The sequence below is a fragment of the Haemophilus paraphrohaemolyticus genome (assembly GCF_002015045.1).
In the GTDB taxonomy this organism is placed as follows: Bacteria; Pseudomonadota; Gammaproteobacteria; order Enterobacterales; family Pasteurellaceae; genus Haemophilus_A; species Haemophilus_A paraphrohaemolyticus.
Map to the genome: position 1 here is coordinate 42,901 of NZ_MUXX01000001.1, position 11,392 is coordinate 54,292.

At 38.5% G+C, this 11,392-nt stretch carries 10 protein-coding genes; 1 reads left to right on the forward strand and 9 read right to left on the reverse strand.

The annotated features are described in order from the left end of the window. Positions 1 to 160 precede the first annotated feature (160 nt). The 9 genes from lolE to mglB all read right to left on the reverse strand — a co-directional run bounded on the left by lolE (position 161) and on the right by mglB (position 10,329). The gene (gene lolE / locus B0184_RS00230) at positions 161 to 1,411 is read right to left on the reverse strand and encodes a lipoprotein-releasing ABC transporter permease subunit LolE (protein WP_005709043.1); all 1,251 of its coding nucleotides are present in this window, start codon (positions 1,409 to 1,411) and stop codon (positions 161 to 163) included. Then, complete coding sequence (gene lolD, locus B0184_RS00235; RefSeq protein WP_005709029.1) at positions 1,411 to 2,091, reverse strand: lipoprotein-releasing ABC transporter ATP-binding protein LolD; 681 nt, start codon at positions 2,089 to 2,091, stop codon at positions 1,411 to 1,413. The genes lolE and lolD overlap by 1 nt, the downstream gene beginning before the upstream one ends. Then, positions 2,091 to 2,819 carry a hypothetical protein gene (locus B0184_RS00240; protein WP_005709031.1) on the reverse strand — a complete coding sequence of 243 codons (729 nt, stop codon included), beginning with the start codon at positions 2,817 to 2,819 and terminating at the stop codon, positions 2,091 to 2,093. The genes lolD and B0184_RS00240 overlap by 1 nt, the downstream gene beginning before the upstream one ends. Beyond that, positions 2,794 to 4,401 carry a TaqI-like C-terminal specificity domain-containing protein gene (locus B0184_RS00245; RefSeq protein ID WP_078177594.1) on the reverse strand — a complete coding sequence of 536 codons (1,608 nt, stop codon included), beginning with the start codon at positions 4,399 to 4,401 and terminating at the stop codon, positions 2,794 to 2,796. The genes B0184_RS00240 and B0184_RS00245 overlap by 26 nt, the downstream gene beginning before the upstream one ends. Beyond that, positions 4,394 to 5,566, reverse strand: a complete 1,173-nt coding sequence (locus B0184_RS00250) for a lipoprotein-releasing ABC transporter permease subunit (RefSeq protein ID WP_005709014.1) — start codon at positions 5,564 to 5,566, stop codon at positions 4,394 to 4,396. Before B0184_RS00250 ends, B0184_RS00245 begins: the two co-directional genes overlap by 8 nt. A 109-nt stretch (positions 5,567 to 5,675) precedes the next feature. Beyond that, positions 5,676 to 6,623 carry a 2-hydroxyacid dehydrogenase gene (locus tag B0184_RS00255; RefSeq protein ID WP_005708994.1) on the reverse strand — a complete coding sequence of 316 codons (948 nt, stop codon included), beginning with the start codon at positions 6,621 to 6,623 and terminating at the stop codon, positions 5,676 to 5,678. A 126-nt stretch (positions 6,624 to 6,749) separates the two neighbouring features. Then, on the reverse strand, positions 6,750 to 7,760 hold the full coding sequence (mglC, locus tag B0184_RS00260) for a galactose/methyl galactoside ABC transporter permease MglC (protein ID WP_005709003.1): 1,011 nt from the start codon (positions 7,758 to 7,760) through the stop codon (positions 6,750 to 6,752). A gap of 14 nt (positions 7,761 to 7,774) precedes the next feature. Then, positions 7,775 to 9,274, reverse strand: a complete 1,500-nt coding sequence (gene mglA / locus B0184_RS00265) for a galactose/methyl galactoside ABC transporter ATP-binding protein MglA (protein WP_005709009.1) — start codon at positions 9,272 to 9,274, stop codon at positions 7,775 to 7,777. A 62-nt stretch (positions 9,275 to 9,336) separates the two neighbouring features. Further along, positions 9,337 to 10,329, reverse strand: a complete 993-nt coding sequence (mglB, locus tag B0184_RS00270) for a galactose/glucose ABC transporter substrate-binding protein MglB (protein ID WP_005709023.1) — start codon at positions 10,327 to 10,329, stop codon at positions 9,337 to 9,339. Positions 10,330 to 10,572: 243 nt separating this feature from the next. On the opposite strand from mglB, the gene B0184_RS00275 reads away from it, so the two are divergent. Continuing rightward, a complete protein-coding gene (locus B0184_RS00275; RefSeq protein WP_039851456.1) occupies positions 10,573 to 11,271 on the forward strand; it encodes a ribonuclease T2 family protein in 699 nt (232 codons plus the stop codon). Positions 11,272 to 11,392 lie beyond the last annotated feature (121 nt).

The window sequence follows — 11,392 nt, forward strand, 5'->3', positions numbered from 1 at the left end:
TTTTTGCAGAAAAAATTAGAAAATGGAGAGTATTTGATTAGATAACCAGCAAAATAATGGATAAAATGATTAAATTTTAATCTTTTTATGATCGAAAATTTATCATATTTTAAATAAATCCCCTCTCCCTTGGTGAGAGAGGGGGAGGGATAGGGGGAAATCAATACCCACTCAATACCTTCGCAGGCTCTAATTTTGCTGCACGTGATGCCGGGTAGAGGCTTGCGCATAAGCTCAACACAATGGTGGCAAGCAATACATAAACAATATCTTGCCAATGCAATTCGCTTGGTAGGAAATTGACAAAATAAACGCCTTCAGAAAGCACTTGAATGCCAAGTAGATTTTCTAGCCCCTTGATAATACTGGTTAAATTCAAAGCTAACCCCACACCAAGCAGAATGCCTAACACCGCCCCTTTCATGCCTGAAAGTAAGCCATACCAGAGGAAAATCCGTTTAATAAAACCGTTATTTGCCCCAAGTGTTCGCATAATCGCGATATCACCTTGCTTATCTTTTACCGCCATCACCAGCGTTGAAATAATGTTAAAACACGCTACGCCTATGACAAGCACCATTGCAATATACATCACTGTGCGAACTAGCTGGATGTCGTTATACATATAGCCAAATTTATTGACCCAAGTGTTCAAATAAAGCGGTTGATTAAAGTGATTTAATTGCGAAAGATCCAACTGCTGCACATCAAAGGGAGAACGCAAAGCCAACTCCACGCCCGTCACTTCGCCTTGTTCGTAATCTAACAATTCTCGTGCTTTTTCAATCGGTAGCAAGGCATAGCTGTAATCCAACTGCCCCTCTAATTTCAAAATGCCCGTAATTGGTAAGTTAAAACGCAACGGCTGAGCCAAGCGGTCGTTTTCACTTGCTTGTGGCAGCAACAAAGTCACCTCATCGCCTACATCTACTTCGAGTGCTTTCGCAATGCCTGCTCCTAAAATCAAGCCGCCTTCTTTTTTAAAAACATCCCATTGATTACCTTGCACAAAATGCCCAAGCTGGCTCACGCTCTCTTGCTTTTGCGGATCAACACCTCGCACTTGAGCAATTTTGAGCTGCGTGCCGTTTTCAATCAAAGCTGTAAAGGTAATAAATGGCGCGGTGGCAAGCACGTTTTCACTCTGTTTAACCAATTTTTCGAGCTGAACAGGATCTCTAATCACGCCCTCTTTATTGCCATCGTATGCATAAACTTCCGCGTGTGGCACAACGGAAAGCACACGCTGATTAAGCTCACGCTCAAAGCCATTCATTGCACTTAAACCAATAATCAACACTGCCACGCCCAAGGCAATTCCTATTGTCGAAAACCACGAAATCAGAGATACAAGGCGATTTTTCTGCTTACCTTTTTGATAACGCCAACTAATAAAAAACGGAGTGTTCATCAGCCTTCCTCACGCAATACGCCATCTCGCATCACGAAACGACGCGAGAGTTTTTGGGCCAAATTTAGATCGTGGGTCACCAATAAAAACGCGATATTTTGTTCTGCATTGAGCTGTTTGATCAGATCAAAAATGCTCTCGGTGGTTTTTTGATCCAAATTCCCTGTTGGCTCATCTGCAAGTACTAAATCAGGATTATTCACTAAAGCACGAGCAATTGCCACACGCTGACGCTCGCCGCCTGAAAGCTCTGATGGACGATGCGTAATTCGGTGAGATAATCCGACCGCTTGCAACATCTTTTCAGCACGATCTTTTGCTTCCGATTTGTTCTGTTTTCCAATTAACATCGGCATCATCACGTTTTCCAATGCAGTGAAATCCGCCATCAAATGATGGAACTGATACACAAAGCCTAAATGCTGATTTCGTAAGCTCGCAAGTTTATTTGCACTCAGTTTTTGCAAGGATTGATCTTGAATCCATACCTTGCCCGAACTCGGTTGGTCTAATCCGCCAAGCATATGTAAAAGCGTACTTTTGCCCGAACCTGAACTCCCTACAATTGCCACCAGCTCGCCAACATTCATTGAAAAAGAAACCTCTTTTAATACCTGAACTTTGTGATCGCCCTCGTCATAAAATTTACTTATGTTTTCACAGCGGAGTAATGTTGTCATTATGATTTACCTTTTCTTGCTACAGCATCTTTAATCGCTTTTTCGATATCATTGTCAATTAATTTATATTTATCAAACAGATTTATATTGTCATTTTTTATATGTAACTGACCTTCATTACCATGATTTCCGCGATGCTGTCCTTTTGAAAATAACTCATGAGAGGCAACTTCATCTGAATTTAAAACCCATAGAATAATTTCATCACGAAATACCGCTAGCCAAATAAACACATCACAACATTGAGGCTTTAATTGTTGAAAATTCATTAAAAAGCGTTTATGAGTATTACTTGATAATGCTTTAATATATAAAGGTTCATCGCTATCAGAATCTACAGCTCTTGAAGCCTTAACTTCAATTTTGATTCCATCTAGCCATAAATCATATTCACCTTTAAAATCAGCATCTAATTTTTTAGATGGGGAAAGCAATTTATTACTTTTCCCTTTTACATAAGTTTGTGCAAATTTCTCACCAAAACCTCGAGGTGCTGAGATTTCAAATATCCATAAGTTTGGATTTGAATTGATATATTCTGTTCTAATATCAATGTATTGCTCGTAAGTTAAACCTTTCTTCTCAATAAAAGAAATAATAAGATGCTCATACTCATTGAAAGGATAGACTGCTCTATCATCTTCTATCATTTGTAAAACATCCATAAGATCTTTTTCACTACCAGAGAAAGAAGAGATAATTCTACTTTTTAATTCTGAAAGTTCCATTTTTTTCCTTAACTAAACCTAATAATGATAAATATTCAATTTCATTAAATAAGTTATCCTTTATAAATTGAGGGTAGATAGGCAATTGCTCTAAATCACCTCTTAATACTTTATGGGTATTAAATAACTTATGAAAAACCCAATTCATAAAACTACTATTAAATAAATCAGATAACACTTGCATAGAAACCGGAAAACCTTTCTCAACTATTATCATATTAGCGCTATTCAATACATAATACTTGTCTTTATCATAGTAGAAACATAAGTTAGAAGAAATAAATTTATAAATTAACTTTTGTTCTGCTTCAAATATTTCTCTAGGTGCGACCTGCTGATATTGTGAGAAATCGTTTGATAAAAAATTGGTTGCAGATTTTAATCCTTCTTTCGTAATATCAGAACCTTTAAACACAGGAATAGAATCAGTAAATGGTTGTTTTTTCAGGAATTTTTCATTATTTCCAGTTACAATACCTAATCCCCATTTAGCTCTATGTTCTAATGTTTCATATGGTAAACTAAATAAATATTCAATAACCTTGGATTCTTGAGCATCACAATTTAAATTAAAAATTAATTTTGGATTAGAAATAAATGATTTTGCACTTCTATTAAAGATATTTCCTTTATAATTACAAATAATATCTTTATCTGAATTTGATTTTCTTTTATTCAAAACAAAAGAAACTGCTCCAGTTTGTAAACCTTTAAATGCTTTACCATAATCTGTTAGGTTTAAAATGTCATACTTTAACATTTCCTGCCTAGCTGCTTCGAATGCCGCAACATTGAAAAATGCTTCAGGTAAAAGCAATCCTAAATTACCATTTTTCTTTAGTAAAGAAAGAGACGCGAAAAAGAATAAAGAGCAAGTGTCATTACTTGTTCCTGCATTTAATAAATTTGCATAAAACTCTTTATCTTTCTTATCTATTTTTTTGCCCCATGGAGGATTAGTATAAATAAGATCATATTCTTCTAAACCATTTTCTTTATACTTTTCTAAGAAATCAGCACAAATAATATTTTCTGAAATATACCCTGTCTTTTCTTTTATACGTTTCTTAGTAATTTCTACTGCAAGTGGATCAATATCTATGCCATAAATATTTTCTGGTTTCACACCTAGTTCTATAGCACGCATAATAAAGTTTCCAGAACCACAACAAGGATCTAGAAATGTTTTTGTTGATAAATCACCTTTTATATTGAGTAAATCATTAACTATTTCTTCAGGAGTGTAGTAAATTCCTTCTTTATTTCTATAAGAATCAGATAAGCTTTCTTCATATCTCTTACCAAGATAGGCAATATTATTACTCTCTATCTCTTGAAGAATAAATTTGGTGAGTTCTTGATGGTTATGGCTATCCTTCTGGGATTTGTTTGCCCGAGAAGTTAATTTCTCTTTTCCTAATTTATTCGCTTTAAATTCAAATACAGATTGTTTATCAATTTTCCCTTTTCCGATTAAAGATAGATAGCCAGTTTTAACCCAATTTCGAATTGTTGCAGTTGATACAGAAAAAAATTCAGCGGTTTCTGCAATAGTAAAAGCATTATTCTGCATTTTATTCATACCTCAACGCCTGAGCTGGTTCAATTTTCGATGCACTAAATGCGGGATAAAGCGTACACGCGAGCGATAATAAAATCGATACCACCGCAATCACCGTAATTTGCGTTGGAGAAATCAAAGTTGGCAACACAATCGCAGGGTTAATCATTGCAATCAATGTATCTAAATTCATTGCGGCAACTACACCTAAAACGACACCTAAAATCGAGCCAATAATCCCCACAATTGAGCCTTGGAAAATAAAAATTTGCATCACTTGCGGTTTGGTTAAGCCTTGAGTTTGTAAAATCGCAATTTCGCCCTGTTTATCTACCACCATTAAACTTAGTGAGGTAATAATGTTGGAAATCGCCACCACAATAATCAAGCTCACCAGCAAGCCCATCATATTTTTTTCCATTTTCACCGCTTGGAAAAACTCGCCTTTCTGCTCGCGCCAATCGTGGATTTGGTACTGTTCTTCAGGGAAGTAACGGCTTAATTCGGTAACTTGGAACGGGTCGTTTAAATACAAGCGTATGCCTTGAATATGCTCGTTATCGATCCTGAGCAGTCGCCCCACATCCACTAAATTCGCAAATAGCGTATATTCGCTGCCATTACTATTCGCATAATAGAACCCTGAAATATGAAACAGACGTTGCATCGGTACTCGTCCCATCGGTGTGTATTGGCTGTTTTCAGTAATCATAATGCGGATTTTTTCACCTACATTCAGATTCAATTTTTGAGCCAATTGCCAGTTAATTAGCACGTTAAATTCGCCTTCGGGCAGAAGCTGCGCCACATTTTCGCCATTTAAAAGCGGATCATCTTGGGTATTTTCCACACCAATTAACGAGCCTGCTTCAATCCCTTGCTGACTTTGAATAATGATATTCGTACGGTTAATTGGATTAGCTTGAGTCACAAAATCTGGTTGGGGCTGTTGCTCATTTTTTGCAAAATGTCCATCAATTGGCATCACAACCGCATGTGGCAGTGTAGAAAGCAAATTACGCTTTTGCATATTTTCCAAGCCGTTCATAATGGAAAGCACAATCACCAATGCCATTACGCCTAGCACAATGCCAAAGCTGGCGAGATTGGTCACCAGTCGCCCAAAACGATCGGCACTTTTCGTTTGCCAATACCGCCAAGCGATAAATAGGGAGGTAAAGTTCATATTATATAAATCATGCGAAGTACTTCACTCCCTCCATTTACGGAAGGGGGAAGTAAAAAATAAAGGGAAGACTATCTTACCATCTTCCCTCTTTTTGCTAAAACATTAATTACTTGCCCGTTTTTACAAACTCTTCAATATTTTGAGCAACTTTATTAACCAATGTTGTGACCGCTGAATCGCTTGCCCACGCAATGTGTGGGGTAATCAACAAATTCGGTAAGCGTTTTGCCGCTTGAACTAACGGATCATCAATCGCAGGCGGTTCTTTTACCAGCACATCTAACGCAGCGCCTGCAATTTGGCAAGTTTCTAACGCATTCAACAATGCTTTTTCATCTACCACAGGTCCACGACTGCAGTTAATCAAATAAGCTGTTGGTTTCATCAATGCCAAGGTTTCTGCGTTAATTAAGTTTTGAGTTTGTTCCGTAAGCGGGCAATGTAACGTGATCACATCCGCCTGTTTGAACACCTCTTCAAATGGGGTGTAACCTTCACGAATCGTGGTCGCACCTTTGTGCTCTGCAAAAATTACGTTCATTCCGACCGCTTGTGCAAGGCGTGCCACTTCAGCTCCAGTGTTCCCTCTACCGAATACACCAAGCGTTGCACCACGAATATCGGTAATCGGATAATCGGTGTAGCAGAACTGCCCACAAATCGCCCAACGGTCGCTGGTCACTTGGTCGTGATGGTAACTCATTAAGCTATGTTTAAGCGAAAAAATCATCCCCAATACGTGCTCTGGTACAGTAACAGAAGAGTAACCCGTCACATTTTTCACACAAATGCCAAGCTCTTTTGCTGCCACTAAATCCACGTTATTTGTGCCTGTTGCCGTAATGGCAATCAGTTTTAATTTAGGTAATTTCGCTAATAATTCACGCCCAAGTAATACTTTACTGGTCACGATAATATCAGCATCTTTGGCACGCTCGAAGGTTTCATCCGCGCTAGTTCGGTCATACTCCACCCAATTATGCGGAAAGCTTAGACGAGGAATATTGTGTGTGGCAGGAATGCCTGTGCGGTCTAAAAATACAATGTTTAGCATAGCAAGCTCCTTTTTCTTTTGTGTTGTAAGGGATATGCAAGCGGTCGAGTTTACAAAAAATATTGCAAATTCGACCGCTTGTTATTGATGTGTAAGGGTAAATTGCCCTTACTTTATTCTGATTAACTATTTTTTCTTCGCGTATTTCAATGAGTCAATTGCTACTGCTAAGACGATGATACCGCCTTTGATGATGTATTGCCAGTAAGGGTTTACGCCGATGTAGGTTAAGCCGTAGTTGATAACGGTGAAGATTAACACCCCTGTTACTACACCGATAATTGTACCCACACCACCTGCGAATGACACACCACCTACTACGCAAGCTGCGATTGCGTCCATTTCATACATAAAGCCTAAGTTGTTGGTTGCGCTACCAATACGACCTGCTTCTAACATACCTCCGAAGGCATAGAAGATACCAGACACCATATAGATGCCCATTAAGTTCAGTGCAACGTTTACGCCGGATACTTTCGCTGCTTCTGGGTTACCACCAATAGCGAATACGTTTTTACCGAAGCGGGTTTTGTTCCATAAAATCCACATAATCACGGTTGCAATCGCTGCATAAATAGTGATGTATGAGAGCTTAAAACCACCAATTCGGAAGAAACCTTGTGTGAAGTCGGAGAAACTTTCGCTAAAGCCTGCGATTGGTGATGAACCTACAGCATCATAGTAAAGTGAGTTGATACCGTAGATGATGATCATTGTCCCCATTGTGGCAATGAATGGTGTTACGTTTAAGTAAGCAATCACAAAGCCATTAAACAAACCGATAATTGCACCGATACCGCAGATGATAAGCACAACCACCGGGATTGGCATTTCAGCAAGGTTCGGGAATACTTTGTTCATATTATCCATTGCTTGTAAGAGCGTAGCAGAGATTACCGCAGCAAGACCGACCTGACGACCAGCGGATAAGTCGGTACCTTGGGTAACAATCAGCCCTGCGACACCAAGAGCGATAATTAAACGTACTGAAGATTGGGTTAAGATGTTACTAAAATTTCGTAAACTCAAAAAGCTAGGATCTTGTGCGATGATGATAATAAGTAAAATCAATAACACAAAATAGATGGCATTTTGTTTCAGAAAATTAAGTGCTTTGTTAGGTTGTACAGCAGACATAATTCACTCCTGATTTATAAGTATTTTGCCGCAAGTTGTAAGATTTCTTCTTGGGAGGTTTTTGCCGTTTCGACAATGCCCGCCACTTTACCATTACTCATCACGATAATTCGGTCGGTAACACCAAGTAGTTCTGGCATTTCCGATGAAATCATAATGATACCTTTTCCTTTATTGGCAAGTTCAAGGATCAGTTGGTAAATCTCAAATTTCGCCCCGATATCGATACCACGGGTTGGTTCATCTAGCATTAACACTTCTGGTTGGGTTAATAACCAACGTCCGATAATGACTTTTTGTTGGTTACCGCCTGAAAGTGAGCCAATCGATGTGCCGTGCGATGGGGTTTTTACATTCATTGAATCGATTACCCATTGGGTATCGCTTTTCATTTTTTTATTACTGAGTAAGCCGAATTTGCCCAAATAAGATTTCATATTTGAAATCAATGAGTTAAATTCGATGCTTAAATTCGCATAAATCCCTGTGGAACGGCGCTCTTCGGTTACTAACGCAAAGCCGTTGTTAATCGCTTCAAAGGCGTTGTGGTTACGAATTTCTTTGCCATGAAGTTTAATCACACCGCTTGCTTTTTCACGCACACCGAAGATAGTCTCTACAATATCGGTGCGTTTTGCACCTACCAAGCCTGCTACGCCAAGCACTTCACCTTTACGTAATTCAAAGGTAACATCCTGAATCGAAGGTTGATTTTTCGCGGTTAAATGTTCCACTTCTAAAATCACTTCTTGTGGTACGTTGGTTTTTTCTGGGAAACGTTGGGTTAATTCACGCCCTACCATCATAGAAACCACTTGATCCATTGAAGTGTCTTTAATTGCAACCGTGTTGACCCATTTACCATCACGTAAAATCGTAATTTCATCACAAATTTTGAAGATTTCATCCATTTTGTGTGAAATATAGATGATGCCACAGCCTCTATCTTTTAATTTTTGAATGATTTTAAATAAATGTTCTACCTCTTTTTCAGAGAGCGAAGAGGTTGGCTCATCCATAATTACAATTTTCGCATTGTAAGAGAACGCTTTGGCAATTTCGATCATCTGCATTTCAGACACAGAGAGTTTTGCTACTTTTTCTCTTGGATCAACATCAATGTCTAATTCATCAAAAATCGCTTTTGTATCGCGATACATTTTATCGTGATCCACAAATGGGCCTTTTAATGGATAACGTCCAAGCCATAAGTTATCCATTACGCTTACTTGTTTAACCAGGTTCAACTCTTGGTGAACCATTGAAATACCGTTTTCAAGTGCCTCTTTAGAAGTTTTGAAATTAACGGGCTTACCTAAAAACAGGATTTCACCTTCATCTTTTGCATAAATACCAAACAAGCATTTTAAAAGGGTCGATTTCCCCGCACCGTTTTCACCCATTAAGGCGTGTACGCTGTGCGATTTTACCGTTAGATTGGCGTGGTCTAAGGCTTTTACCCCAGGAAACGACTTGCTAACGTTTGTCATTGTGAGTAGTACTTCGCTTGTCATATCTCACTCCGTGTAAAAAATTGAGGCACGGCGAACACGCCTGTGCCTCGTGTTTTAATAATTTATTTTAAGAATTTATCTAAGTTGCTTGCATCAACACCTAAATAAGGAATACGAGCGACTTTATCTTTTAATTTAATTTCTGTACCTGCAGTTGCATCTTTACCTGCTGCAAGGTTAGTTGATAATGCGATAACTGCTTTCGCTTGACCCACACCATCATTTAACACAGTACCTGCAATTTCACCTTTTTTGATAAGTTGTAATACTTCAGGTAACGCATCCACACCGAAGATTGGTAATTTTTTACCGTGTGCTTTAGTCGCTTCTAATGCACCCATTGCCATACCATCGTTGTTTGAAATAATCACTTCAATTTGGTCTGCTTTCGGGCTAGTTAACCAAGCGTCAGTTTTATCTTTCGCCATTGCCGCATCCCACATACCAGTATCGATGAATAATTGCTCAGTTTGAATACCTTGTTTATTTAATTCATCTACAACGTATTTTGTACGCGCTTCCGCATCTGGGTGACCTGGTTCACCTTTTAATAATACGTATTGGATTTTACCGTCTTTATTTAAGTCTAACGCAGGGTTCGCTTTCCATTGTTTCGCAATTAAGTCACCTTGAATCACACCTGATTCTTTCGGGTCTGTACCCACATAGTAAGCGTGTTCATAACTACCAATCGCTTTCGCACCTGGGTCTTTATTGAAGAAGATCACCGGCACATCATCCCCTTTTGCTTTACCAATAATGGTTGGCGCTGCTGATGGGTCTACTAAGTTGATAGCTAATGCTTTCACACCTTTAGAAAGTAAGCCATCAACTTGGTCGTTTTGGATAGATTGTGTGTTTTGAGAGTCATTCATTAACAACTCGACATCTTTATGTTGAGCCGCTTCTTTTTCGATTTCTTTACGCATTAACGCCATAAAGTTATCGTCATATTTATAAATGGTCACACCGATACGATCTTTCGCTTGAGCAGTACCTACTGCTGAACCTAATGCAACCGCGAATGCTACAGCACTTAAAATCATTTTTTTCATAGAATTTCCCCTTAAGTGGAATGACATAGAGAGATTTTAGAGAGTCATTAAATTGTTATACCTAACAACTTGCTCCAGATAATATAGATTTATGGAGGAATAATCCGTGATCTGCTTCACAAAATTTAATATTTGATTTTCTTTTTGCTGAAATTTTCGCCAAATTTGCAAAATTTTTGGCTTTTTCGAACGCTTGTTTTATAGTACACGCCTTTAATGATTGGCTTTTATCCTATTTATTTTATGAAATTAACCAAAAAAATGATTAACCTGCTGATTTTTCTCTTTGCGATTATTGTTTCTTACTTTTTAAATCAGCAAGAAAAATCAAAACCTGCTCAAACAACCACTTCCAACACCGCCCAACAAGCGGTCAAAAACAGTTACGATATTGTAATGGCAGACGACAAATACGGACAAAATGCCACCGCACCTGTTGATTACTATATGCTTGTACTCTCGTGGTCGCCTTCCTTTTGCGAGGCTCAACGTGAAAAGAACAATGGTAAAATTCCTGAAAAGGCAACCTATCAATGCTCTAGCTATAAAAAATTTGGTTGGGTCATTCATGGGCTTTGGGCACAGAATAAAAATGCTAGAACAGTTGAAGATCACCCTCGTTTTTGCCAAGGCGACTTACCGTCTGTTTCACCACAGATTATCGAAAAATATTTGCCCGAATCCCCTGGAGCTTCACTCTTACAAGGCGAATGGGAAAAGCACGGTGCTTGTGCTTTCAACGATCCTGAAAGCTATTTCGCCAAACAAAAAGCCTTGTTTGATGATTTAGTCTTGCCTGATACGTGGATGCGAAATAATGAGCTTTTCCGATGGATGCGTAAAAATAATCCACAATTAGACCGCGTGTATTTGGGTGCAAGCAAGAATGAGCTTTATATTTGCTATGACAAAAAGTGGAATGTGATGGATTGTCCGAGGTAATATAAAGTAATTTCTTCGTTAATTAAGACTGCCACAAATGCTTGCATTTGAACATTGCTTTAGCAACGGCACGAAGTGTTAGCATAGCGAATAAATCTCCCCTACCCCTCTTTGCTAAAGA

Coding starts and splice junctions, on each gene's coding strand:
- lolE (WP_005709043.1), bottom strand. CDS start 1,411: ATGAACACTCCGTTTTTTATTAGTTGGCGTTATCAAAAAGGTAAGCAG.
- lolD (WP_005709029.1), bottom strand. CDS start 2,091: ATGACAACATTACTCCGCTGTGAAAACATAAGTAAATTTTATGACGAG.
- B0184_RS00240 (WP_005709031.1), bottom strand. CDS start 2,819: ATGGAACTTTCAGAATTAAAAAGTAGAATTATCTCTTCTTTCTCTGGT.
- B0184_RS00245 (WP_078177594.1), bottom strand. CDS start 4,401: ATGAATAAAATGCAGAATAATGCTTTTACTATTGCAGAAACCGCTGAA.
- B0184_RS00250 (WP_005709014.1), bottom strand. CDS start 5,566: ATGAACTTTACCTCCCTATTTATCGCTTGGCGGTATTGGCAAACGAAA.
- B0184_RS00255 (WP_005708994.1), bottom strand. CDS start 6,623: ATGCTAAACATTGTATTTTTAGACCGCACAGGCATTCCTGCCACACAC.
- mglC (WP_005709003.1), bottom strand. CDS start 7,760: ATGTCTGCTGTACAACCTAACAAAGCACTTAATTTTCTGAAACAAAAT.
- mglA (WP_005709009.1), bottom strand. CDS start 9,274: ATGACAAGCGAAGTACTACTCACAATGACAAACGTTAGCAAGTCGTTT.
- mglB (WP_005709023.1), bottom strand. CDS start 10,329: ATGAAAAAAATGATTTTAAGTGCTGTAGCATTCGCGGTTGCATTAGGT.
- B0184_RS00275 (WP_039851456.1), top strand. CDS start 10,573: ATGAAATTAACCAAAAAAATGATTAACCTGCTGATTTTTCTCTTTGCG.